This window comes from Methylorubrum podarium (genome assembly GCF_040270385.1).
GTDB lineage: Bacteria > Pseudomonadota > Alphaproteobacteria > Rhizobiales > Beijerinckiaceae > Methylobacterium > Methylobacterium podarium.
Genome location: NZ_JBELQE010000010.1, coordinates 31066 through 53729, shown reverse-complemented (window position 1 = coordinate 53729; position 22664 = coordinate 31066). Strand labels below are relative to the sequence as shown.

Here is a 22664-nt window from a genome sequence, read left to right as displayed (position 1 = left end):
GGGCCGGCGGGGGAGGTCTGCACCGGGACCGTCACGACGGGAGACTCCTTCAGAACCGCCCGCGACGCGAAGATCGGGGGCCGACTTCCTACAGAGGTGCGGCCGGCGCGGGGTCAAGTGCGGCGCAAAGTCGGTGGCGCAGCGGCGGTGGGCGACGTGCAGCGAGCGCCGGCGCGGTGGCCGGGACTCCGGGCGGGGCGGATCGGACGGAAATGAAACCAAATCCCGCCCGCCGCATTGCCAACTTATGTTGAGAGAACTGCGCGCTCTCGCCGCACTCTCGAAGGGTCCGAACGATCATTGACGTCCGAGGGGGGCGTTCCATGAAGCCATTCATCACCTCGCAGCCGGAGTCCGAACGGACACGGCTCGACTCCGCCTTCGACCCCGTGCTCTCGGGCGTGGCGCGCGGGCTCGCGCGGCTGTTCCCGCCGGTCCAGAACGTCCGGACGCCGCGCGAGGACGGCCCCGCCGCGTCCCGGCGAAGCGACACGGGCAGCGGGCGGAGTGGTCGCGGATGATGAAGCCCGAACTCGTCGAGCAGCATATCACCGCGATGACCACGGCGAGCGGCAACCTGCTGCGCCAGATGGAGGATGAGGGGCTGCGCTACCGGGTCACCGTGCGCCCGGAGGATACCGGGACCCTGCACGTCCACGTGCGCGAGCTGACGCCCGAGCTCACGCAGCGCATCGAGCGCTGTCTGTCGGGCATGGGCATGCAGGTCGCGGTCCGGGAGGCGTAGCGGGGACGCCGCGCCGGACGCGCGTCGAGCCGGTGTGCTCCGGGCATAAGCGCTCCGGAACCCTTGCCTCGCCCCGCGGAACCGATATCTCGCCCGTCATTCGAGATGGAAACGGGTGGGAGAGCGCGATGAAGGCGATCCGGGTGCACGCCTACGGTGGGCCGGAGGCGATGGTCTACGAGGACGTGCCCTCGCCCGAACCGGGGCCGGGCCAGATCCGCGTCCGCCAGACCGCCATCGGCGTCAACTTCATCGACATCTACTTCCGCTCCGGCGCCTACAAGGCGCCCTCGCTTCCCTTCACCCTCGGCAAGGAGGGCGCGGGCGTGGTCGACGCGCTCGGCGAGGGCGTGACCGATTTCCGGGTCGGCGAGCGCGTCGCCTATGCGGGTGCCACCGGCACCTATGCCGAGGAGGTCGTGGTCGATACCAAGGGCGTCGTCCACGTGCCGGATTCGATCTCCGACGAGACCGCCGCGGCGATGATGCTGAAAGGCCTCACCGCGCAGTACCTGCTGCGCCGGACCTACCGGGTGCAGCCCGGCGACACGATCCTGTTCCACGCCGCCGCGGGCGGCGTCGGCCTCATCGCCACGCAATGGGCCAAGCATCTCGGCGCCACGGTGATCGGCACCGTCGGCTCGCAGGAGAAGGCGGCGCTCGCGAAGGAACACGGCTGCGACCACGTCATCCTCTACCGCGACGAAGACTTTTCCGCACGCGTGCGCGAGATCACGGGCGGCAAGGGCGTGCCGGTGGTCTATGACGGCGTCGGCAAGGCGACCTTCCCCGCCTCCCTCGACTGCCTGCGGCCCTTCGGCATCTTCGCGAGCTTCGGCTCGTCCTCCGGGCCGATCGACGCCTTCGACATCGGCATCCTCGCCGCCAAGGGCTCGCTCTTCGCCACCCGCCCGACCCTGTTCACCCACATCGCCACCCGCGAGAGCCTCGACGCCAACGCCGCCGAGCTGTTCGAGGTGGTCGCGAGCGGGGCGGTGACGATCCCGATCCATTCCCGGGCCAAGCTCGCCGACGCGGCCCAGGTTCACCGCGACCTCGCCGGGCGGCAGACGACCGGCACGACGGTGATGACGCCGTGATCGCAGGATCACCGGATACAAGGATTCCGGGCCTTGCCCGGACCCACCAGGGGACTTGTCCCTTGGATCCCGGGACCTGGCGATGAGACTTTGGCGATAAGACTTTGGCGATGAGACTGACGGAGACCGACGTTCTGCTCGTCATCGACGTGCAGAACGATTTCCTGCCCGGCGGGGCGCTCGCCGTGCCCGACGGCGATGCGGTGATCGCCCCGATCAACCGGCTGGCGGCGCGTGCGCCCCACGTGATCCTAACCCAGGACTGGCACCCGCCCGGCCACGCCTCCTTCCACGGAAGCCATCCGGGCAGGGCGCCCTTCGACACCGCATCCCTGCCCTACGGCGAACAGGTGCTCTGGCCGGAACACTGCGTGCAGGGCACCCGCGGCGCCGAGCTGGCCGCGGAGCTGCGGGCGGAGCGGGCCGAACTCGTGATCCGCAAAGGGTGTCACCCCGGCATCGACAGCTACTCGGCCTTCCTCGAGGCCGACCGCCGGACCCGCACCGGTCTCGCCGGCTACCTCGCCGAGCGCGGCCTGACCCGCCTGTTCCTCGCCGGCCTCGCCACCGATTTCTGCGTGCTCTGGACCGCCCTCGACGCCCGCCGGGCCGGGTTCGCCGTGACCGTGGTCGAGGACGCCGTGCGGGGCATCGACCTCGACGGCTCGCTGAGCCGGGCCTGGGCCGAGATGGAGCGGGCAGGGGTCGGGCGGGTCGCGAGCAGCGCGCTCGTCTGAGATCCCGGGATCACCGGATCACGGGTCGAGCGCCTCCGGCCCGACTCCGCAATCCGCGGCCACCGCCGCCCGCAGGGCGGCGCAGAGGCGTCGGACGGTCTCGTGCCCGGCGCTGTCGTAGGCCTGCGCACCGAGCGCCGTCACGGGCGCGAGCAGGCGCAGGGAGTTGGTGACGAACAGCGCCTCGGCGGCCTCAAGGTCGGACGGCAGGAGAGGGCGCTCCTCGACCGCCAGCCCGAGGGCAGGGGCAACCCGCAGAAGAATCTCGGCCCGGACGATGCCGGGCAGGACGCCGTCATCCAGCGGCGGCGTGACGAGTGTGCTTCCGAAAACTCCGAAAACATTGCCGGTGCCGGCGCAGGCCACGCGGCCCTTCGTGTTGCGGAACAGGGCCTCGTCGAACCCTTGCGCCTGCGCGTCCCGGGCGGCGAGCACCGCGTCGAGATAGCCGAGCGTCTTCAGGCGCGCGGCCGGCGAGCTGTCGTTGCGGGCGATCGGCGTGAAGGTCAGCCGCAGGGGCGCGAAGAACAGGGCGGCGCGGGCCGGCGCGGCGCTGCCGAACAGGAACGGCGCCGGCTCGGGGGGCGGCGCGAGCCCGCGCGGGCCGGGGCCGCGGGTCAGGGTGGTGCGGACCGCCGCGAGCGGCGCGGTGGCGGCGAGCGCGCGCATCGCCTCGACGATCCGCGCCCGCTCGACGGGGATGCCGAGCGCCTCCGCGGCGGCGGCGAGGCGAGCGACATGGGCGGCCTCGAACGCGACCTGGCCCTGAAGTCCGAGCGCCGTGTCGAACACCCCGTCGCCGAGCAGCAGGCCGCGGTCGCCCATGGCGAAGGGGAGGGTGCCGCCCTCGACCAGCCGCCCGTCAGACCACAGCATCGGCGAGCCTGTCCGTCCGCCCGTCCGTCCGCTTCGGCGCGCCCGCCTCCCGCCACGCGCGGGCGCCCTTCAGGAAGTTGGCGAACAGCGCGTGGCCGTTCTCGGTCAGCACCGATTCCGGGTGGAACTGGATGCCCCAGGTCGGGTGGCTGCGATGCGAGAGCGCCATGACCTCGCCCTCCCCCGAGGCGGCGTCGACCGTGAGGTGGCGCTCCATCTCCGGCGTCGGCGCCACGATCAGCGAGTGGTAGCGCCCGACCTGCATCGGCTGCGGCAGCCCCTCGAACAGCCGCTCGCCCCCGTGCCGGATCGGGGTGGCGTGGCCGTGCAGCGGGCGGCCCGCCCGCTCGACCCGGCCGCCGAAGGCCGCGCCGATCGCCTGATGCCCGAGGCAGACGCCGAGGATCGGCACCGCGCCGGAGAGTTCGCGGATCGCGGGCAGGCTGACGCCGGCCTCCTGCGGCGTGCAGGGGCCCGGCGAGATCACCACCGCCTCCGGGTTCCGGGCGCGGATGCCGGCCACGTCCAGCGCGTCGTTGCGCACGACCTCGACCGTCTCGCCCAGCTCCTCGAAGTAGCGCACCACGTTGAAGACGAAGGAATCGTAGTTGTCGACGACGAGGATCATGCGCCCGTCTCCTCGCAGGCCGTCTCGCAAGTCGGCTCGCAAGTCGGCTCGAACGCCGCGAAGACGCGGGCCGCCTTGGTCAGCGTCTCCTCGTATTCGGGACCGGGCTCGGACAGCAGCGTCACGCCGCCGCCGGCCTGGAGCACGGCCTGCCGCTCGTCCATGAACACGGTGCGGATCGCGATCGAGGTGTCGAGCGAGCCGTCGAAGCCGAGCGCACCGATCGCCCCGCAATAGAGCTCGCGCGCGTCGCCCTCGATCTCGGTGATGATGTCCATGGCCCTGAGCTTCGGCGCGCCGGTGATCGAGCCGCCGGGAAAGGTCTTCTCGATGAGGTCGAGGGCGTCCGCCCCCTCCCGGAGCGTGCCCGTCACCACCGAGACGAGATGGTGGATGCCGGCATAGGATTCCAGCCCGCACAGGGTCGGCACCCGCACGCTGCCCGGCTCGCACACCCGCGACAGGTCGTTGCGCAGCAGATCCACGATCATGATGTTCTCGGCCCGCTCCTTCGGGTTGCGTGCAAGCGCGGCGGCGATCGCGGCGTCGCGGGCGGGATCGGGGTCGCGGGCCACGGTGCCCTTGATCGGCCGGGTCTCGACCGCCCGCCCCTCGAGCTTGAGGAAGCGCTCCGGCGAGGAGGAGGCGACGGTGAGTCCCTCGAAATCGAGATAGGCGCCGAAGGTCGCCGGATTGGTCTCGCGAAGCCGCCGGTAGAAGGCGAAGGCGTCGAAACCGGGCGGCAGGTCGGCGGCGAAGCGCTGGGCGATGTTGGCCTGATAGATGTCGCCGGCGCGGATGTAGTCGCGGACCTTTTCGACTGCAATCTCATAGCCTTCGCGGGAGAAGTTCGAGCGCCATGAGAGCTTGGCGCCGCTCCATGTCGGCAGGGGTTCGGACGCGGCTTCGAGGAGAGCCGCGAAGCTGTCGAGCCGGTCTTGCGCGCGCGCTTCCCGGGCGCGGGGATCGGTCTCGGGAAAGCCGGTGGCGATCAGGAGGCAGGTGCGCCGGCCGTGATCGACGGCGAGCAGCGTGTCGTAGAGGTTGAAGGCGCTGTCGTCGGTGAGCCCCGCCCGGCGCGCCGGGGCCGCGACCCGCTCCAGGCTCGCGCCGAGATCGTAGGCGAAGTAGCCGATCGCCGCCCCCGGAAAGGCCGGCAGGTCGGCCCGCGGCGCCAGACGGTAGGGCGCGAGGCAGGCCCGCAGCGCCGCGATGGGCGAGCCCGGCACCGCGCGCCCGTCGAGCGTCGCGCGGCCGTCGCGGTAGCGGAACCGCCCGAACGGGTCGGCGGCCAGCACCGAGACGCGGCCGAGCGTGTCGTGCCGCATGGCGCTGTCGAGGAAGGCGAGCCCGGGCAGCCGGGCGAGCCGCGCGGCGGCCGCGACCGGGTCGATGAAGGGGATCTCGCGGGTCCAGACCATGGGTTCGGTTGCCGTGCCTCGTGCGGCGCTCTTTTCCGACCTACCCAAGGGCGCATGGCAGCCTTCCGTCAATCGCCCTCACGTTCCGGCCCCGCGGGAGAGGTATGCGCCGCATCCGGCAGTCGCTTGACAAACCGCTTCAGGATGCGATCGCAAGCCATTGTCTCATCGGTATTTTTGATAGACATCACTGCTCCTCATCCGCTCCGGCGTAGATGTCGAGCGACAGGCCGACGCCCAGCGCGCCGAGCCGGGCCAGGAGTCCGGGTTCGAACAGGTCGCCGGAATTGCCGCCCGCCATGAACCAGCCGACGAAGAACGCGACCGTGCCGCCCTCCGCCCGCCACGCCAGGAACCGCGCGCCGTGCGGCGCCACCCGCTCGGCGGCGGCGGCAACCGCCTCGGCGGGCCAGCCGGTGCCCTCGCTCAGGGGGAAGGTGGCGTAGGTGTCCGCGTTGCATCCGGGCAGCGGCGTGCCCTTGGGACTGGTGCGCGGGGCGCCGACGTCCCAGGTCCGTCCCGGCGCGAAGGGCAGGGCCTCGCAGAGTTCGGCCGCCGGCCGGCTCGGGTGCCGGATGCGCAGGCTGATCCGGGTGCGGTCGCGCTCCATCGGTTTCCGGTCGCTCCTGTTTCCGGCCACGCTCGCAACCGCGCCCCAATGCGGTTATATCGGCCCATCCACCGCCATCGATGCAGGACGCGCGGGCCTCCGTTCGGGAGGGCCGCCCCCGACGAGCCGTCATGACCGCAACCGCCTCCCCCTCGGACACCAAGGGCGCCGCCGCGCCGCGGATCTCCTTCGTGTCGCTGGGCTGTCCCAAGGCGCTCGTCGATTCCGAGCGCATCCTCACCCATCTGCGGGCGGAGGGCTACGAGCTGTCGCGCCGCCACGACGGGGCCGACGTGGTCATCGTCAACACCTGCGGCTTCCTCGATTCGGCCAAGGCCGAGTCGCTCCAGGCCATCGGCGAAGCCATGGCCGAGAACGGCCGGGTGATCGTCACCGGCTGCATGGGCGCGCAGCCCGACGAGATCCGCGAAAAATACCCGAACCTGTTGGCCGTCACCGGCCCCCAGGCCTACGAGTCGGTGGTCGCCGCGGTGCACGAGGCGGTGCCGCCCGCCCACGACCCGTTCCTCGACCTGATCCCGCCGCAGGGGGTCAAGCTCACCCCGCGCCACTACGCCTACCTGAAGATTTCCGAGGGCTGCAACAACCGCTGCACCTTCTGCATCATCCCCTCTCTGCGCGGCGATCTCGTCAGCCGCCCGGCGGGCGACGTGCTGCGCGAGGCGGAGAAGCTGGTGAAGGCCGGCGTGAAGGAGCTGCTCGTCGTCTCGCAGGACACGAGCGCCTACGGCATCGACACCCGCTACGCCACGAGCCCGTGGCGCGACCGGGAGGTGCGCGCCCGCTTCTACGACCTGGCCAAGGAACTCGGTGAGCTCGGGGCCTGGGTGCGGCTGCACTACGTCTACCCCTATCCGCATGTCGACGAGGTCATCCCGCTGATGGCCGAGGGCAAGATCCTTCCCTATCTCGACATGCCGCTCCAGCACGCGAGCCCCTCGGTGCTCAAGCGGATGCGCCGGCCCGGCAACCAAGAACGCCAACTGGAGCGCATCCGGCGCTGGCGCGAGATCTGCCCGGATCTCGCCATCCGCTCGACCTTCATCGTCGGCTTCCCCGGCGAGACCGAGGCCGAGTTCGAGGAGCTGCTCGACTGGATCCGCGAGGCCCGGCTGGAGCGGGTCGGCTGCTTCGAGTACGAGCCGGTCAAGGGCGCGCCCGCCAACGATCTCGCGGCCCTGGTGCCGCCGGAGGTGAAGGCCGAGCGCAAGCGCCGCTTCATGGAGGCGCAGGGCCTCGTCTCGCTCAAGCTGCAGCGGGCGAAGGTGGGCAAGCGCGTGCAGGTCATCATCGACGAGGCGGGGCCGAGCGTGGCGCGGGGCCGCTCCAAGGCCGACGCGCCGGAGATCGACGGCAGCGTCCACGTCGCCTCGCGCCGTCCGGTGCGGCCGGGCGACATCGTCACCGTGAAGATCGAGCGGGCCGACGCCTACGACCTGCACGGCATCGCCGTGTAGGGCGCGAACCGCCGCCCGCGCGACGCGTTGCCCCGTCACCACAGGGACAGCGAGGAAAAGATGGCGGACGAGCAGCGCGACCAGGGCGACGGGGCCGCGATCTCGCCCAGGGACCCGGCGACGGGCAAGGTGAAGGCGCAGGCCGGCCCGATGGAGCGCGCCGGCACCGAGGCCGAGGAAGCCGCCCGCGGCAACACGGCCTCGGGGAAGAGCAAGACGGACAAGGACGACCGGTCCGCCTGACGGATCCGGGATGCGCGATTCTGGGGGGCGCGACGACCGCCGCTGGCCGCGCTACGGCCTGATCGGCCTCTACGGTGTCATCGGCATCGTCCATCTCGCGGCCACAGACCGGTTCCTGCCGATCATGCCGGACTGGGTGCCCGCGCCGCGCCTCGTGGTGATCGGCACCGGCCTGTGCGAGATCGCGGGCGCCCTGGCGCTGTTCGTGCCGCGGCTGCGGCGGCTCGCCGGCCTCATGCTCGCGCTCTACGCGGTCTGCGTGGTCCCGGCCAACATCAAGCAGGCGGTCGAAGGCATCGCCGTGCCGCCGATCCCCGACACGTGGTGGTATCACGGCCCCCGTCTCGCGCTTCAGCCGGTGATGGTGTGGTGGGCGCTCTACGCCGTCCACGCCATCGACTGGCCTTTCGCGGTAAGACGAAAGAGCCCTGGCGCGGCAAAGCGTTAAGATTAACCTGCGACCAGCAGGGCCTTTCGCTGAGGACAACGCCCCCGACAGCGTATCCGACCGGGCTCAACCGGTGGTCTTCGGCTCACAATCCTGTCTAGGCTCGCGTCCATGCCGAAGAGCCGCGACTCGAACCGGACGAATCGCCCGCAGGACGGTGCCGCACCGCCGGAGCAGGCGGCAGTCGAGCGCGCCCTGGAGCAAGTCGTGGAGCGCCTGAAGCCGAAGGCACCGGAGCCGAAGCCGCCGCGAAAGGGCGGACCGCGGACCGAGAAGTGAGGCCCTGATCAGAGGTTTCGAAAGGACGAGTCCTTGTCAAAGGTGCAGGGCAGAGCCCTGCCAATCGGCTCCGCCGCTCCGAGGGCTCCGCCCTCGGAACCCGCCGAAGGGCCCGAGGCCCTTTGGGATCCCCGGATCCGTGAGCCTCAGACTTTCTCGTCGCGCTTGACCGCCTGCCAGGCCGCCTCCATGGCGGGGAGGGGGGTGCCCTCCAGGGCGTGCCCCTCGGCGGCGAGCCGGGCGGCCATGGCGGTGAAGCGACGCTCGAACTTCGCGGTGCCGCGGCGCAGGGCCTCTTCCGGATCGACGCCCGCGTGACGGGCGAGGTTGGCGACCGAGAACAGCAGGTCGCCGATCTCCTCGAACACCGCCTCCGGCTCGCCCGCGCCCAGGCTCTCCTCGACCTCGTCGACCTCCTCGCGCACCTTGGCCAGGACCTCGGCCGCGTCCGGCCAGTCGAAGCCGACGGCGGCGGCGCGCTTCGAGATCCGGTCGGCCCGGGCGAGGGCGGGGAGGGCGCGGGAGACGCCGGCGAGCGGACCCGCCGCCTCGGCCTTGCCCGTTATCGCCTTCTCCGCACGCTCCCGCGCCTTGATCCGGTCCCAGGCCGCCTTGATCGCCGCCGGATCGGTCGGCCGCCGCTCGGGCGGCAGGAACGCGCCCGACGCGTCGAAGACGTGGGGATGGCGCCGGATCAGCTTGGCGCAGATCGCCTCGGCCACGTCGTCGAAGCGGAAGGCGCCCTCCTCCTCGGCGATCCGCGCCTGGAACACGACCTGGAGCAGGAGGTCGCCGAGTTCGTCGCGCAGGTCCGCCCGGTCGCCGCGCTCGACCGCGTCGGCGACCTCGTAGGCCTCCTCGATCGTGTAGGGGACGATGCTGGCAGCGGTCTGCTCCACGTCCCAGGCGCAGCCCCGGTCCGGATCGCGCAAGCGCGCCATCAGCGTCAGCAGCCTGTCGATCGGCGCCTCGTTCATCGCTCGTCCGTCCCGCATCCCTCGCCCGGTCTCAGCCGAGCCACCGCTCATAGACCGTCCGCCGCCCGCGCGCAGCGTCGGTCCACGCGCTCTCGAGCGGAGCGGGGAGGGGTAAAGCCTGTGCAAAATTCCGATTATTCCTTTTGAAAAGACGAGAGAAAGGCGCCGTTCGGTTTGGCGAACGCACCGCGACTCTTCCTAGGAAAGCTATCTGTTAAGGATTCTCAGGGAGTCAGTTCAGCAGGTTATAGGGCAGGCGAGAAAGCCCTGATCCGCCCGTGGCTTGAGACCCCTTCGCGCATCGAACTCTGCGCGGGGACGCATCGGACTCTGCGCGATGATGCATCGAATTCTGCGTGGGAGGCGGGGGCTGGCGCATCGGATTCTGCGCGGGTCCGTACCGGATTCGGCGTGCAAAACCGGTCCGGGCGGGGGAGAGCGGGGACAAGTCCGGGGCCGAGGGTCGGCAAAGGGCGTGTGGGGGGGCGTATCGAACTCTGCGCGGGCGGATTCGGGCCGGCCGGGGGGCGTATGGAGCTCTGCGTGCGCGGGGCCGCCCCTCCTCCGGCCGCGAGCGACGCGCCTGTGCAGGACTCACGAGCCCAAGCGTGGATTCCCGGGAAAACTCCGAAAGGCCACGGGACTCCGCGGAGCCGAATCGTGACAGATCGGTTGCGGCCATGAGGTCCCCGGCGATTCCGGCCGGGACCCGAGGGCGCGAGAGGCGGACGACGTGACACGCAGCGGGAGGTCTTGAGGGCACGCCATGTCGGGGCTGGAGGCCAAGATCGCCGCGATCCGCGACCCGGATCTGCTGGCGGAGCTCGAGGCGGCGCGGGGCGGGTTCCTGTTCGCGCCGATCGTCGAGCACCTGGTGTTTCGCCAGCGCGAGCGCGACACCGCCCGGGCGCAGGCGGGGGAGGCGGCGCGCGCCCGCGAGGCCATGGGCCGCGACCGCCGCCGCCGCGACGCCGTGCGCGCGGTGATCGAGAACGAGCCGACCGGTCCCGAAAACCTCCAGCACCTGCATTCCGTGCTGGCGCTGTGCGGCCTGCCCTACCGCGATCCCGGTGACGCCCGCGACTTCGTGCGGGAATACGGCCGCAACTCGCTCAGCCTCTCGGCGGGGCGCCTCAAGAACCCGGTCACCGGCGAGATGGAGCTGCAGGGCCTGCCCTACGGCCCCAAGGCCCGGCTGGTGCTCCTGCATCTCTGCACCGAGGCGGTGCGCCAGAGGAGCCCGACCATCGAGGTCGCCGACAGCCTCTCGGGCTTCATGAAGGCGATGGGATTCGCCGTCACCGGGGGCGAGCGCGGCACCATCGGCGCGTTCAAGGAACAGCTCAACCGGCTCGCCGCCTGCTCGATGCAGATCGGCCTGTGGGACGGGGAGGGGCAGGCCTCGACCCTCAACGTACCCCCCTTCCGCCAGCTCGAACTCTGGCGGCGGGGCGAGGACGGCCTCGTCTGGCAGCGCACCGTCTCGTTCCACCAGGACTTCTACGACAGCCTGATCCGCCACGCCCTGCCGGTCGATATCCGCGCGGCGCGGGCCTTCTCCGGCTCGGCGCGCAAGCTCGATCTCCTGTTCTGGACCGGCTATCGCCTGCGCGCCCTGCAGCGGCCCCTGCGCCTCACCTGGGACAACCTGCACCGCCAGTTCGGCGCCGAGAACGCCAGCCTGCGCAGCTTCCGCCAGGCCTTCAAGGCGGATCTCGCCGGCCTGCTGGAGGTGTTCCCGCGGCTGCGGATCGACCTCGACGAGGGCGGGATGCTGCTCCACCCGGCCGATCCCGGCAGCCTGCTGGTGCCCCCCAAAGCCGCCCGCACCGCGCGCGCGGCGGCCCGCGCCTGACCGAATTTTCCCTCGGCGTTTTGGTGTACGGAATATTCCATTGGCGACGATAGCCTGACCGGAGCGATATGGAATATTCCACCTTAGGGAATGGACTGGTCTTCCTCCGGCTCCTCATCTGATGGCATTTCAGGAGAGACGCCGACGGAGGCTTCGGCCTTCCCTCCATCCGTGCGAGACGTGTTCCGGAATGGAATATACGGATGGAATAGAAAAGGCTCGCCAGCTCTTCCATTCCGTGCCATCCTCCGTTCCGAACCCTTTTCCCTCTTGGGAATGAGCGACCGGAATTTCTCGCATGGTCCTGTCGGAAGCCGAGGCCCTGGCGCGGCTGGAGGCGCTGCGGCGGCAGCGTGACGCGATCGAGCGGCAGATCGCCGATCTTCTCCTCTACCTCGATCTCGGCCGCCGCCTCGGCGGCCCGGCCCCTTCCGCCGGGCCGGCCGAGGCCGAGCGCGCGGCGGCGCCCGTGCCCACCCCCGATCCGCAACCCGTGCCGCAGCCGGTTCGGGTGCCGGCCGCCACGCCTCCGGCTCCCCCCGCCCCTGGGCGCGAGAGGCCGCCCGCGCCGGCCGCCGCCGCGCCGGTCGAGGGCGATGCCGGCCTGTCGGAGACGGTGCTCGCCCGCCGCTACGGCCGCGCTGTGATCGAGGCGGCGCTCGCCGTCCTGGAGGAGGCGGGCCGCCCGCTGCATGCCGGCGAGATCCTGGCGCGGATCACCGAGCAGGGGTTTTCCCTGCCGGGGCAGGATCCGGTGGCGGCGCTCAACACCCGGCTCTGGAAGCGCTCCGGCCCCGGCGGCCCGCTCAAGCGCCTGGGCGAGGCTGTCTACGCCCCGGCCGACGCGGAGGAGGGATAGGCGCCCTCGCCGTTATTGAGAGGGCATTGCATGGCCGATTCGGCGCGCGACCTGGCCGGGCTGGCGAAGCTCCGGATCGGTTCGACTTGGCCCATGAGACGAAGGAGGAAGCTGCACAGCGATCGCTTGACCGTTGTGCAGCCTCCGATTGTAAATGCCTTGTCCGGCGATGGCCACCGGATACCACAGAGGAGGACGAGATGATCATCATCTCGGTCACTCTGCGGTGGAGGGATTGCGACTGATCCTCGCCATCACCTTCTAGCCCGCAGGGGACCGGGCGGGGGTCCAAACCTCGTCCGGTTCCCAACGCGAAAGATAGCGTTAGCGACGACCAGCGACAATTGGCTCGTCGCTTCTTTTCCCTCAGCGCGAGGCGGTGACGGAGCCGGTCGATTCCGGGATGTCGCGCCGGTCCAGGCCCAGCGCCGTGCCGGGCGGATGGGCCTGGGTGAAGGCGCTGCCGTCGCGCGCCAGGGCCTCGCCGTGGGCGAACAGCGCCTTCATGTAGGGCTGGTCGAAGGGCTTCTCCGAGGTCTTGGCGAAGCGCCCGTCGATCAGGGCGATCCGCAGGTCGAGACCGGTGCGCGCGGCATAGGCCTTGGAGAGCGCGAGCGCCGCGCGGGTCTGCGCCTTGATCGCCGCCGACATCGTGCGGCCGAGCACCGAGAGCGTGGTGCGCGAGGCCATCTGGAATTCCGGTTCGAGCCGGTTGTTGACGACGAGGTAGACCCGGTTCGTCGGCAGGCGCAGCCGCGCCTCCCCGTCCAGGGCGGCGGCCGGCGCGAGGTAGAACGGGGCCATCGCCCCGCCGTCGTCGTGCAGCTCCGCGAAGGATTTGGTCTTCGTCCCGTCCTTCGCTTCGGCGGGGATCGCCACCGGCGGGAAGACGCCGGGCACCGCCGTCGAGGCGAGCACGATCTGACGGAACAGGGCGAGCGCCCGCGGATCGCCCGTCTCGGCGTTGCGCTGGGCGATGGCGCCCATGTCCCACAGCACCGGCCGCTCGCTGTCGATCTGGGTCGTGGCGATCAACAGGCGGCGGCCCTTGGCGTGCTCGGCCGCCACGGCCTTGAGCAGGGCCGGCGTCACCGCCCGCCCGATCCGCTCCTTGAGCGGCCAGGTATCGGTCAGCGAATCCTGGGTTCCCCCGAACTCGAACACGTCGGCCGCCGAGATCTCGGTGTAGTTCTCGCGCAGCGCCGCGTCGGCCCTGGGGCCGAGGGTCGGCGCCGCGAAGGCGAAGGGTGCGATCAGCGCGCCGGTCGAGACGCCGGTGATCACGCCGAAGGCGGGGCGGTCGCCGCGCTCGGACCAGCCGGACAGCAGCCCGGCGGCGAAGGCGCCGTTCTCGCCGCCGCCGGAGAGCACCAGCCAGGGGTCGGAGGCGCGCGGCGCCCCGTCGATCAGGGCCTGGAACGCGCTCACGTCGTCGCCCGCGATCCGCACCGAGGCCGGCAGGCCCTCGGGACGCGCGGTCGCGGCCTGGGCGGCGGTGTAGTCCGGCCGCTCGTCGGCGGCCTTCTTCGCCGCCGGTCCGGCCATGGCCCCCTGCGACAGGGCGAGGGCGACCAGCGCGAGGGCCAGCGGCCGAGCGGTCCGCGTCCCGGGCGACGGACGCTCGCGCAGGATCGGTTCGTTGAACAGTTTCGGCATCGACGCACGTCTCCCGACGGTGTTCGACAGCCCGCCTCGGCCAAAAAACACGGGCCGCGGCGGTCCGTTCCGTCCTGCCGGCCCGGCGCCGAATGCTTCGCCGGGCAAGCTTTGCCGTTCCGCGCGACCCGCGATCACGCCGCGAAAGGCCCTGGAAGGGCCCTGATCATGTCTCGGCACCCGGACAGGAGACGCGAAGACGCCGAAAATCTCGATGAATACGCCCGAATCCTCGGGAATCGTCGTCCGATTCGGATCGCGGCGCAATCGCCGCTTTCGGATACTCCACCGACGGAGACATGCGCGAGCCGTGCGCGGGCGCACGAGCCGGCGGGCCGCGAGGGGGGCGCGGACCGGCGGCGAGGGGCAGGACCAAGGTCGGCTTTACGCCGGGGGGCGGCGTGCTCTAACCCCGAAGGCACAAGCAAGGGCACAAGCGTAAGCTGAGGGCACATGGCGAGTCCCTTCGCCGATCCCTTCGCCGAGTCCCTGTACGACGCCGGAGACCGAGAGCCGATGAAACTGCCGCGCCGCTTCTTCCAGCCGCTCGCCGCGGGTGCGCCCGAGCCGTTCCGCGAAGTGCCGATCAAGCTCGAACGGATGATCCACTTCGTGCCGCCCCACAACGAGAAGGTCCGCGCCCGCGTGCCCGACCTCGCCAAGACGGTCGACGTGGTGCTCGGCAACCTGGAGGACGCGGTCCCCGCCGACCAGAAGGAGGCGGCGCGCAACGGCTTCGTCGCGATGGCCAAGGCCACCGACTTCGCCGCCTCGGGCACCGGCCTGTGGACCCGCATCAATGCCCTGAACTCGCCCTGGATCCTCGACGACCTGTTCACCCTCGTCGCCGAGGTCGGCGACAAGCTCGACGTGGTGATGGTGCCCAAGGTCGAGGGGCCCTGGGACATCCACTACATCGACCAGCTGCTCGCCCAGCTCGAGGCGCGCCATCACGTCAGGAAGCCGATCCTCGTCCACGCCATCCTCGAGACGGCGGAGGGCGTGGCCAACGTCGATGCCATCGCCTGCGCCTCGCCCCGCATGCACGGCATGAGCCTCGGCCCCGCCGACCTCGCGGCCTCGCGCGGCATGAAGACCACCCGCGTCGGCGGCGGCCACCCGGATTACCGCGTGCTCTCCGATCCGAAGGGGGACGCCGAGCGGTCCTCCGCCCAGCAGGACCTGTGGCACTACACGATCGCCCGGATGGTCGATGCCTGCATGGCCAACGGCATCAAGGCGTTCTACGGCCCGTTCGGCGACTTCTCCGATTCGGCCGCCTGCGAGGTGCAGTTCCGCAACGCCTTCCTGATGGGCTGCGCCGGCGCCTGGACCCTGCATCCGAGCCAGGTCGCGCTCGCCAAGACCGTGTTCGCCCCCGACCCGGCGGAGGTGAACTTCGCCGCCCGCATCGTCGAGGCGATGCCCGACGGCACCGGCGCGGTGATGATCGACGGCAAGATGCAGGACGACGCCACCTGGAAGCAGGCCAAGGTCATCGTCGACCTCGCCCGCCTCGTGGCGGAGAAGGATCCGGATCTCGCCAAGGTCTACAATCTGCCCTGATCGTCGCGCAGAGTGGCCGCGCGTTGGAACGGAAGGGGCGCGAGGCCTATCTATCGGTCATGACCCAGACCAGCATGAGAACCGCCAAGTTCGGCCTCGGGGCGGTGGTCCGGCACCGGATCTACCCGTTCCGAGGCGTGGTGTTCGACGTCGATCCGGAATTCGCCAACACCGAGGAATGGTGGCTCGCGATTCCGGAGGAGGTCCGGCCGCGCAAGGACCAGCCCTTCTACCACCTGCTCGCCGAGAACGCGGACAGCGAGTACGTCGCCTACGTCTCCGAGCAGAACCTCGTGCCCGACACTTCCGGCGAGGCCCTGCGCCATGCCGGCATCCCCGAGGTGTTCGAGCGCAGCGCCGACGGCGCCTACCGCATGCGGATCGGCCACGCGAACTGACCGGTCCCGCAGGGCGCACCCTCCCCGCGGCCGGGCCGGGCGTGGGGCGGGTGTTCGTTGCCCGAGATCGACGTCCAAGATCGACGTCAAGATCGACGCGTCGCCTCGACCGTTGAGGTTCGGCTCCCGGCAGAAGACGATGCCGGAACGAGGCTCGAGCGTGTCGCCGGCAACGGTGCGGCCGGGGTGAGGGACCGCGGAGCCGGGCCGCGGAACGCTTTGTTCAACCGCCGATGCTATCGGATCGCGTCACCTCACCGTTGCGCGGGGCCCGGATCACCATGGATGTGGTCACCATGCTGCTCATGAGCCTCGCGGCGGCCGCGGCGGCCGCGGGCTTTCTCCTGTTCGAGTGGCGCATCCTTCGCAGCGGCGCGCTGCTCCTGTGGAGCGCGGGATTTTCCACGATCGTCGTCGGCTGCGGGCTCTCGCCGCTGCGCTCCGCCTCCTTCCTCCTCGGCGTCTGGTTCGCGAACGGCCTCCTGGTCGTCGCCCACCTCGCCTTCCTGTACGGCACGGCGCGCTTCACCGGGCGCCGGATCGGGCCGCTCTGGTGGGGGCTGCTCCTGCCCTGGGCCGGGTTGCTGCTCCTGCCGCCCGGCCTCGACCCGACGCCGGCCTTCGCCATGACGAACAGCGCGCTCGTCGCCGTCGCGGCGGTCAAGGCGGCCCATCTCCTCCTGGCCCGGGGCGGGGCGCCGTTTTCCGAGCGCACGGCCGCCTCGGACGGGCTCGGCGCCGTCTTCCTCGTCCACGGTGCCTTCTACGGCCTCAAGGCGCTGCTCGTGCCCCTGCCCGGCGCCTTCGTCAGCCTCGTCGGCTTCAAGGGGATCATGATCCAGGTCTCCCTGTTCGAGGGCATCCTGGTCGAGATGCTGCTCGCCCTGCTGATGGCCGCCGCCGTGCGCCGCCGCCGCGAGGAGGCGATGGCGGCGCTCGCCGAGCGCGATCCCCTCACCGGCGCCTTCAACCGCCGCGCCTTCGAGAGCCGCGCCGCGGCGGCGCTGCGCGAGACGGCCGCCCGGCGCCAGCCCGGCGCCCTGCTGCTGCTCGATGTCGACCGGTTCAAGGCGATCAACGACGGCTTCGGCCACGCCGCCGGCGACCGCATCCTCGTGGCGCTCACCGGCGTGCTCGATGCCTGCCTGCCGCGGACCGCGATCCCGGCCCGGCTCGGCGGGGACGAGTTCGTGATCCTGGCGCCGGGCCTCGACGAGGCGGCGGTGATCGCGCTCGGCGCGGCGATCCGCGCCCGCCTCGCCCGCGCGAGCGGCCGGGACCTTCCCGACGGCGCCACGATCAGCCTCGGCGCCGCCCTGTTCGACGGCGGCCCGGCCGGGCTCGACGCCCTGATGGCGCTCGCCGACACGGCGCTCTACGAGGCCAAGGCCCATGGCCGCGACCGGCTGCACGCCCGCCGCCTGGAGCGGACCGCGGAGCGTTCGCCCGAGCGGTCCGTGCCGGAGGCGGCGAAGACCCGGATGTCGCCGGAGGGGGGCTGCTGCGCCTGAGACGGCATCCGAGGCGCGCGACCGTCGGATCGAGGAGTCGAAACGGCGAGGGGCGCCCGCGCGGCGGACGCCCCCGTCGAGATTGCTCTGTCGGGAAAACCCGGCCGGATCTCAGGAGATCAGGTCGAGCTTGGCCGTCTCGAAGCCCGCCGCCCGCAGGGTGTCGGGGAGGGCGGCGGAATCGGGATAGCCGGCCTCGCGGGCCATGGCGTCGAGGGCGGTGCGCTCGTCCTCGGCGCTGCCGGTCCAGAGGATCGCGCCGCTCGTCTTCTGCCGGATCTGGAAGATGCTCATCGTGAACCGTCCGTCGTCGGAAATCTCGTGACGGAATAACCCGGCGGGGCCGGCCCGGTTGCACGCGAAACCTCGCGCGAAACCTTGGGCGGAGCGAAGAGTCCTCGCGCGGGTCTCGAAAAGGTCTATCATCGGGGCAGGCCGCCGATGGTGTCGGTCCGCAACATCTCGGACGAACGTTCGGCCGGGACGGGACCAGCGGTGGCACCCGCCACGAAATCGCCGGTTCCGGCGCGGAAGCAGGCCGCGGCGCATCGGCGCGCCCCGTGAGGCGATTCGCGATGCTGGCCCGCTTGTTTCTCCGTCCCACCGCGGCGTGTCTCGCCGCCCTCGTGCTTTCCGCGGGCTCCCCGGCCCGCGCCGCCGAGGAACCGCCCGCGGCCGGCGTGCCCGACGCGACCGCGCTCCTGCCCGCGGTGAGCGTGGTCCCGGCCGAGCGGCGGGAGATCGTCGAGCGGGCGGTCGTGACCGGGACGCTGGTGCCCCGCGACGAGATCCTCGTCGCCCCCGAGGTCGAGGGCCTGCGCATCGTCGCGCTCCTCGTCGAGGAGGGCGACCGGGTCGAGCGCGGCGCGGTGCTGGCAAGACTCTCGCTGGAGATGATCGAGACGCAGGAGGCCGCTAATCTCGCCGCCACTGCGAAGGCCGAGGCCGCCATCGTCCAGGCGCGGAGCCAGATCGTCCAGGCGCAGGCCGTCCAGACCGAGGCGCGCCAGGCCCTGGAGCGGGCGCAGGCGCTGGTGAAGTCCGGCAACGCCACCGCGGTCACCCTGGAGCAGCGAGTCTCCGCGTCCCAGGCCGCCGACGGCCGGCTCGACGCGGCGCGGGCCGGGCTGGCACTCGCCGAGGCGGATCTCGCCGCGGCGCGGGCGCAAGGCCGCGAGATCGCCCTGCGCCGGGCCCGCACCGAGATTCGCGCCCCGGAAGCCGGCATCGTCAGCCGCCGCACGGCGCGGGTCGGCGCCACCGCGAGCGCGGTCGGCGAGCCGCTGTTCCGCCTGATCGCCCGCGGCGAGATCGAGCTGGAGGGCGAGGTGCCCGAATTCGCCCTGCCGCGGCTGAAGGTCGATGCCCCGGCCCGCCTCGAATGGGAGGACGGGCGGGTGACGCGGGGCGCCGTGCGGCGGGTCTATCCCGAGGTCGAGCGGGCGACCCGCCTCGGCCGGGTCCGCATCCGCCTCGACGCCGACCCGGCGCTGCATATCGGCGCCTTCGCCCGCGGCCGGGTCGAGGTCGCCCGGCGCGAGGGCGTGGCGGTGCCGCTCGCCGCCGTGCTCTACGCCGCCGACGGCTCGGCCAGCGTGCTCGCCGTCTCCGACGGCCGCGTCTCCGCCCGAAAGGTCGAGACCGGCCTCTCGGCCGAGGGGTTCACGGAACTGCGCTCCGGCCTCGCGGCGGGGGAGGCCGTGGTCGCCCGCGCCGGCTCGTTCCTGCGCGACGGCGACCGGGTGCGGCCCGTGCTTCCCGCCGCAGCCCAGGCCGCGGCCGGAACCCGCTGAGGATCACACACGATGCGCCTCAACGTCTCGGCCTGGGCGATCCGCAAGCCGATCCCCTCGCTCGTGCTGTTCCTCGTGCTGATGGTGCTCGGCCTCGTCAGCTTCCGCAGCCTGCCGATCACCCGCTTTCCCAACATCGACATCCCGATCGTCTCGGTGACGATCACGCAGTCCGGCGCCGCCCCGTCCGAATTGCAGACCCAGGTCACGAAATGGGTCGAGGATTCGGTGTCCGGGGTGAAGGGGGTCAAGCACGTCCTCTCGACCATCTCGGAGGGGTCGTCGATCACCACGATCGAGTTCCGCCTGGAGGTGAACCAGGACCGCGCCGTCAACGACGTGAAGGACGCGATCTCGAAGATCCGCATCAACCTGCCGCGCACCATCGACGAGCCGATCATCAGCCGCGTCGAGATCGCCGGCCTGCCGATCATGATCTACGGCGCCTCGGCGCCGGCGATGACGCCCGAAGACCTGTCGTGGTTCGTCGACGACGTGGTCGCCCGCCAGCTCCAGGGGGTGAAGGGGGTCGGCGGCGTCGAGCGGCTGGGCGGCGTCGCCCGCGAGATCCGCGTGACCCTCAAGCCCGACCGGCTGCTCGCCCTCGGCATCACCGCGGCGGACGTGAACCGGCAGCTGCGCCTCACCTCCGCCGACATGGCGGGCGGGCGCGGCGAGCTCGCGGGCGGCGAGCAGTCGATCCGGACGCTGGGCGCCTCGTCGAGCCTGGAGACGCTGGGGGCGACCTCCATCGTCGTGCCGGGCGGACGCAAGGTGCGTCTCGACGAGTTGGCGAGCCTGATGGATTCGGCCGAGGAGCCGCGCACCTTCGCCCGCTTCAACGGCGAGCCGGTGGTGGGCTTCGCCATCTCCCGGGCGATGGGGGCGAGCGACGCCGAGGTCGCGGTCGCCGTGGCCAAGCGCATCGAGACGCTGCACGCCGAGAATCCGGGCGTGCGCTTCGACCTGATCGACACCAGCGTCGTCAACACCATCGGCAACTACCACTCGGCGATGATGGGCCTCATGGAGGGCGCCGCGCTCGCCGTGATCGTGGTGTTCCTTTTCTTAAGGGACTGGCGCGCCACCCTGATCGCCGCGGTGGCGCTGCCGCTCTCGGTGCTGCCGACCTTCTGGGTGATGAGCGCGCTCGGCTTCTCGTTGAACGCGGTCAGCCTGCTCGCCATCACCCTGGTGACCGGCATCCTCGTCGACGACGCCATCGTCGAGATCGAGAACATCGTCCGCCACATGCGCATGGGCAAATCCGCCTACCGCGCGGCGCTCGAAGCCGCCGACGAGATCGGGCTCGCGGTCATCGCCATCACCGCGACCATCATCGCGATCTTCGCCCCCGTCTCCTTCATGCCCGGCATCGCCGGCCAGTACTTCAAGCAGTTCGGGCTCACCATCGCGGCCGCGGTGTTCGTGTCGCTGCTGGTCGCCCGCCTGATCACGCCGCTGCTCGCCGCCTACTTCCTGCGCGACCACGGCCCCGACCACGCGCGCGAGGGGCCGGTGATGCGGGCCTATACCCGCCTCGTCGCCTGGTCGGTGCGCCACAAAGTCCTGACGCTGATCCTCGGGCTCGCCTGCTTTGCCGGCTCGATCGCCTCGACCCGGCTCCTGCCCGCGGGCTTCATCCCTGCGGAGGACGCCGCGCGCACGATGTTCGTGGTCGAACTGCCCCCCGGCGCGCGGCTCGACGACACCCAGCGGGTGTCGGACGGGATCGTCGAGACCCTGCGGACGATGCCCGAGGTCAAGAGCATCTTCGTCGATGGCGGGCGCCAGCTTCCGGGCAAGAAGGAGGTGCGGCTGGCGAGCCTCACCGTGAACCTCGTGCCGAAGAACGCGCGGGCGCTGACCCAGAAGCAGGTCGATCTCAAGATCTCGAATGCCCTGCGGCAGGTGCCCGACATCCGCTTCTGGTCGCTGCAGGAGGGCGGGCAGCGGGAATTCGCGCTGATCGTGTCGGGGCCCGACAAGGCGGTGGTGGCCGACGTCGCCGCCCGGCTCCAGCGCGAGGCGGCCGGCGTGCCCCACCTCGTCAACGTGATCTCGACTGCGCCGCTCGATCGCACCGAGCTGCGCATCACCCCGAAAGCCGGCGTCGCCGCCGATCTCGGCGTCTCGACCGACGTCATCGCCGAGACGGTGCGCGTCGGCACCATCGGCGACATCGCGGCCAACCTCGCCAAGTTCAACGCCAAGGATCGCCAGATCCCGATCCGGGTGATGCTGCCGGAACGCCTGCGCGGGCAATTGCCCGAGATCGCCAGCCTCAAGGTGCCGGTGAAGGCCGGCGCGGCGGTGCCGCTCGCCACCGTGGCCGACCTGACGCTCGGGCGCGGCCCCACCGCCATCGACCGCTACGACCGCACCGTGCGCGTCGCCGTGGAGGGCGACCTCCAGGGCTCGGACGCGCTCGGCTCGATCATCGAGCAGGTGATGGCGCTCCCCGCTGCGACGAACCTGCCCGAGGGCGTCACCATCCGCCAGACCGGCGACGCCGAGATCATGGGCGAGGTGTTCGAGGGCTTCGCCCTCGCCATGGGCGCCGGGCTGATGATGGTGTTCGGCGTCCTCGTGCTGCTGTTCGGCAACTTCCTGCAGCCGCTGACCATCCTGTTCTCGCTGCCGCTCTCCATCGGCGGGGCGATCCTCGGGCTGCTCGTCTTCCACATGCCGATCTCGATGCCCGTCGTCATCGGCATCCTGATGCTGATGGGCGTGGTGACCAAGAACGCGATCATGCTGGTCGATTTCGCCATCGAGGAGATGGCCCGCGGCGTCGATCGCGTCACGGCGATCGTCGATGCCGGGCGCAAGCGGGCGCGGCCGATCGTGATGACCACCATCGCCATGGCCGCCGGCATGGTGCCTTCCGCCATGGCCCTCGGTATCGGTGGCGAGTTCCGCGCGCCGATGGCGGTGGCGGTGATCGGCGGGCTGATCGTCTCGACGGGGCTCTCGCTCGTCTTCGTGCCGGCGATCTTCCTGCTGGTCGACGACCTGTCGCGGCTGTTCGTGCGCCTGTTCGGCCGCTTCATCGGCGATCCGGACGAGCCGGACGAGGGTGAGGACGAGGCCTATCGTCCGGGCGTGCCCGCCAACGCCGCCGGTTTCGACCGGCATCCGACCGCCGCCGAGTGATCCGGTTCCTGCCCGGACCGGACCGGAACCGGCTCTCCCGACATATCGAACGGATCGACGGACCGGCTGGGCTGGGGGAGGGAGGATCCGGCCCGGCGCGGAGGACGAGAGCCGAAACCTTAGGAGAATCCCTCGCGAATTCAATGATCTAGAGTATCGTCCCGGGCTCCGTCCCCGGGCCGGGGCGCACGGCATCTTTCGGAGAGGCTACAGCCGCGCCGGCCGCGAGGCTCTGCATTGCGCGAATACGCCAGGGTTGCATCATCGAGCCCACGCGAAGCTTTTCGCAACACTTTTGATGTATCCGGGCAGGATACCGCTTCGCGTC

21 protein-coding genes are annotated in these 22664 nt (G+C 71.2%); 14 read left to right on the top strand and 7 right to left on the bottom strand.

Annotated elements, in window-relative coordinates; all coding sequences use genetic code 11:
* Window positions 1–517: 517 nt before the first annotated feature.
* The 3 genes from ABS772_RS01210 (at window position 518) to pncA (ending at window position 2582) form a co-directional block, all read left to right on the top strand.
* Window positions 518–745 (top strand): hypothetical protein, encoded by a 228-nt coding sequence (locus ABS772_RS01210; protein WP_238257359.1) that lies wholly within the window; start codon window positions 518–520, stop codon window positions 743–745.
* Window positions 746–873: 128 nt separating this feature from the next.
* Window positions 874–1845, top strand: a complete 972-nt coding sequence (locus ABS772_RS01205) for a quinone oxidoreductase family protein (RefSeq protein WP_350391742.1) — start codon at window positions 874–876, stop codon at window positions 1843–1845.
* Between the two features lie 110 nt (window positions 1846–1955).
* Window positions 1956–2582 carry a bifunctional nicotinamidase/pyrazinamidase gene (gene pncA, locus ABS772_RS01200; protein WP_350391741.1) on the top strand — a complete coding sequence of 209 codons (627 nt, stop codon included), beginning with the start codon at window positions 1956–1958 and terminating at the stop codon, window positions 2580–2582.
* 18 nt (window positions 2583–2600) lie between these two features.
* Here the strand turns inward: pncA and ABS772_RS01195 are convergent, their stop codons facing one another.
* From ABS772_RS01195 to ABS772_RS01180, 4 genes are all read right to left on the bottom strand, one after another.
* Window positions 2601–3458, bottom strand: a complete 858-nt coding sequence (locus ABS772_RS01195; protein WP_350391740.1) for an aminotransferase class IV — start codon at window positions 3456–3458, stop codon at window positions 2601–2603.
* Entirely contained in the window at window positions 3445–4086 is a 642-nt protein-coding gene (locus ABS772_RS01190) for an anthranilate synthase component II (RefSeq protein ID WP_350391739.1), read from the bottom strand. The genes ABS772_RS01195 and ABS772_RS01190 overlap by 14 nt, the downstream gene beginning before the upstream one ends.
* A complete protein-coding gene (gene pabB / locus ABS772_RS01185; protein ID WP_350391738.1) occupies window positions 4083–5507 on the bottom strand; it encodes an aminodeoxychorismate synthase component I in 1425 nt (474 codons plus the stop codon). Before pabB ends, ABS772_RS01190 begins: the two co-directional genes overlap by 4 nt.
* Window positions 5508–5694: 187 nt before the next feature.
* Window positions 5695–6117 (bottom strand): hypothetical protein, encoded by a 423-nt coding sequence (locus tag ABS772_RS01180; RefSeq protein WP_350391737.1) that lies wholly within the window; start codon window positions 6115–6117, stop codon window positions 5695–5697.
* Window positions 6118–6248: 131 nt separating this feature from the next.
* Here ABS772_RS01180 and rimO point away from each other — a divergent pair, with 131 nt between their 5' ends.
* From rimO to ABS772_RS01160, 4 genes are all read left to right on the top strand, one after another.
* Window positions 6249–7595: a 30S ribosomal protein S12 methylthiotransferase RimO gene (gene rimO / locus ABS772_RS01175; protein WP_350391736.1), complete on the top strand. Its 1347-nt coding sequence runs from the start codon at window positions 6249–6251 to the stop codon at window positions 7593–7595.
* Window positions 7596–7655: 60 nt separating this feature from the next.
* Window positions 7656–7838, top strand: a complete 183-nt coding sequence (locus ABS772_RS01170) for a hypothetical protein (RefSeq protein ID WP_350391735.1) — start codon at window positions 7656–7658, stop codon at window positions 7836–7838.
* Window positions 7839–7848: 10 nt separating this feature from the next.
* Window positions 7849–8286 (top strand): DoxX family protein, encoded by a 438-nt coding sequence (locus tag ABS772_RS01165; RefSeq protein WP_350391734.1) that lies wholly within the window; start codon window positions 7849–7851, stop codon window positions 8284–8286.
* A 111-nt stretch (window positions 8287–8397) separates the two neighbouring features.
* Complete coding sequence (locus tag ABS772_RS01160; protein ID WP_238255119.1) at window positions 8398–8565, top strand: hypothetical protein; 168 nt, start codon at window positions 8398–8400, stop codon at window positions 8563–8565.
* Between the two features lie 146 nt (window positions 8566–8711).
* Here the strand turns inward: ABS772_RS01160 and mazG are convergent, their stop codons facing one another.
* A complete protein-coding gene (mazG, locus tag ABS772_RS01155) occupies window positions 8712–9542 on the bottom strand; it encodes a nucleoside triphosphate pyrophosphohydrolase (RefSeq protein ID WP_350391733.1) in 831 nt (276 codons plus the stop codon).
* 766 nt (window positions 9543–10308) lie between these two features.
* Here mazG and ABS772_RS01150 point away from each other — a divergent pair.
* Both ABS772_RS01150 and ABS772_RS01145 read left to right on the top strand, forming a co-directional pair.
* Window positions 10309–11397, top strand: coding sequence for a replication protein RepA (locus tag ABS772_RS01150; protein ID WP_238255117.1), 1089 nt, complete (start codon window positions 10309–10311; stop codon window positions 11395–11397).
* Between the two features lie 298 nt (window positions 11398–11695).
* A complete protein-coding gene (locus tag ABS772_RS01145; protein ID WP_350391732.1) occupies window positions 11696–12256 on the top strand; it encodes a winged helix-turn-helix domain-containing protein in 561 nt (186 codons plus the stop codon).
* 366 nt (window positions 12257–12622) lie between these two features.
* Here the strand turns inward: ABS772_RS01145 and ABS772_RS01140 are convergent, their stop codons facing one another.
* The gene (locus tag ABS772_RS01140) at window positions 12623–13912 is read right to left on the bottom strand and encodes a patatin-like phospholipase family protein (RefSeq protein WP_350391731.1); all 1290 of its coding nucleotides are present in this window, start codon (window positions 13910–13912) and stop codon (window positions 12623–12625) included.
* Between the two features lie 516 nt (window positions 13913–14428).
* On the opposite strand from ABS772_RS01140, the gene ABS772_RS01135 reads away from it, so the two are divergent.
* The 3 genes from ABS772_RS01135 (at window position 14429) to ABS772_RS01125 (ending at window position 17387) form a co-directional block, all read left to right on the top strand.
* Window positions 14429–15478, top strand: coding sequence for an HpcH/HpaI aldolase/citrate lyase family protein (locus tag ABS772_RS01135; protein WP_238255114.1), 1050 nt, complete (start codon window positions 14429–14431; stop codon window positions 15476–15478).
* Window positions 15479–15537: 59 nt separating this feature from the next.
* Complete coding sequence (gene hspQ / locus ABS772_RS01130; RefSeq protein ID WP_231344020.1) at window positions 15538–15876, top strand: heat shock protein HspQ; 339 nt, start codon at window positions 15538–15540, stop codon at window positions 15874–15876.
* Between the two features lie 281 nt (window positions 15877–16157).
* Entirely contained in the window at window positions 16158–17387 is a 1230-nt protein-coding gene (locus tag ABS772_RS01125) for a GGDEF domain-containing protein (RefSeq protein WP_350391730.1), read from the top strand.
* 111 nt (window positions 17388–17498) lie between these two features.
* Here the strand turns inward: ABS772_RS01125 and ABS772_RS01120 are convergent, their stop codons facing one another.
* A complete protein-coding gene (locus tag ABS772_RS01120) occupies window positions 17499–17681 on the bottom strand; it encodes a hypothetical protein (protein ID WP_350391729.1) in 183 nt (60 codons plus the stop codon).
* A 281-nt stretch (window positions 17682–17962) separates the two neighbouring features.
* On the opposite strand from ABS772_RS01120, the gene ABS772_RS01115 reads away from it, so the two are divergent.
* Both ABS772_RS01115 and ABS772_RS01110 read left to right on the top strand, forming a co-directional pair.
* Window positions 17963–19180 (top strand): efflux RND transporter periplasmic adaptor subunit, encoded by a 1218-nt coding sequence (locus ABS772_RS01115; RefSeq protein ID WP_350391728.1) that lies wholly within the window; start codon window positions 17963–17965, stop codon window positions 19178–19180.
* Window positions 19181–19192: 12 nt separating this feature from the next.
* A complete protein-coding gene (locus tag ABS772_RS01110; protein WP_350391727.1) occupies window positions 19193–22336 on the top strand; it encodes an efflux RND transporter permease subunit in 3144 nt (1047 codons plus the stop codon).
* The last annotated feature ends 328 nt before the right edge of the window (window positions 22337–22664 follow it).

Excerpts from the sequence above, each read along its gene's own strand:
- ABS772_RS01140 (WP_350391731.1), bottom strand. The coding sequence starts at position 13,912 with ATGCCGAAACTGTTCAACGAACCGATCCTGCGCGAGCGTCCGTCGCCC.
- ABS772_RS01160 (WP_238255119.1), top strand. The coding sequence starts at position 8,398 with ATGCCGAAGAGCCGCGACTCGAACCGGACGAATCGCCCGCAGGACGGT.
- pabB (WP_350391738.1), bottom strand. The coding sequence starts at position 5,507 with ATGGTCTGGACCCGCGAGATCCCCTTCATCGACCCGGTCGCGGCCGCC.
- ABS772_RS01205 (WP_350391742.1), top strand. The coding sequence starts at position 874 with ATGAAGGCGATCCGGGTGCACGCCTACGGTGGGCCGGAGGCGATGGTC.
- ABS772_RS01150 (WP_238255117.1), top strand. The coding sequence starts at position 10,309 with ATGTCGGGGCTGGAGGCCAAGATCGCCGCGATCCGCGACCCGGATCTG.
- mazG (WP_350391733.1), bottom strand. The coding sequence starts at position 9,542 with ATGAACGAGGCGCCGATCGACAGGCTGCTGACGCTGATGGCGCGCTTG.
- ABS772_RS01135 (WP_238255114.1), top strand. The coding sequence starts at position 14,429 with ATGAAACTGCCGCGCCGCTTCTTCCAGCCGCTCGCCGCGGGTGCGCCC.
- hspQ (WP_231344020.1), top strand. The coding sequence starts at position 15,538 with ATGACCCAGACCAGCATGAGAACCGCCAAGTTCGGCCTCGGGGCGGTG.
- ABS772_RS01125 (WP_350391730.1), top strand. The coding sequence starts at position 16,158 with ATGGATGTGGTCACCATGCTGCTCATGAGCCTCGCGGCGGCCGCGGCG.
- ABS772_RS01165 (WP_350391734.1), top strand. The coding sequence starts at position 7,849 with ATGCGCGATTCTGGGGGGCGCGACGACCGCCGCTGGCCGCGCTACGGC.
- ABS772_RS01145 (WP_350391732.1), top strand. The coding sequence starts at position 11,696 with ATGGTCCTGTCGGAAGCCGAGGCCCTGGCGCGGCTGGAGGCGCTGCGG.
- ABS772_RS01195 (WP_350391740.1), bottom strand. The coding sequence starts at position 3,458 with ATGCTGTGGTCTGACGGGCGGCTGGTCGAGGGCGGCACCCTCCCCTTC.
- rimO (WP_350391736.1), top strand. The coding sequence starts at position 6,249 with ATGACCGCAACCGCCTCCCCCTCGGACACCAAGGGCGCCGCCGCGCCG.
- ABS772_RS01110 (WP_350391727.1), top strand. The coding sequence starts at position 19,193 with ATGCGCCTCAACGTCTCGGCCTGGGCGATCCGCAAGCCGATCCCCTCG.
- ABS772_RS01180 (WP_350391737.1), bottom strand. The coding sequence starts at position 6,117 with ATGGAGCGCGACCGCACCCGGATCAGCCTGCGCATCCGGCACCCGAGC.
- ABS772_RS01170 (WP_350391735.1), top strand. The coding sequence starts at position 7,656 with ATGGCGGACGAGCAGCGCGACCAGGGCGACGGGGCCGCGATCTCGCCC.
- pncA (WP_350391741.1), top strand. The coding sequence starts at position 1,956 with ATGAGACTGACGGAGACCGACGTTCTGCTCGTCATCGACGTGCAGAAC.
- ABS772_RS01190 (WP_350391739.1), bottom strand. The coding sequence starts at position 4,086 with ATGATCCTCGTCGTCGACAACTACGATTCCTTCGTCTTCAACGTGGTG.
- ABS772_RS01120 (WP_350391729.1), bottom strand. The coding sequence starts at position 17,681 with ATGAGCATCTTCCAGATCCGGCAGAAGACGAGCGGCGCGATCCTCTGG.
- ABS772_RS01115 (WP_350391728.1), top strand. The coding sequence starts at position 17,963 with ATGCTGGCCCGCTTGTTTCTCCGTCCCACCGCGGCGTGTCTCGCCGCC.
- ABS772_RS01210 (WP_238257359.1), top strand. The coding sequence starts at position 518 with ATGATGAAGCCCGAACTCGTCGAGCAGCATATCACCGCGATGACCACG.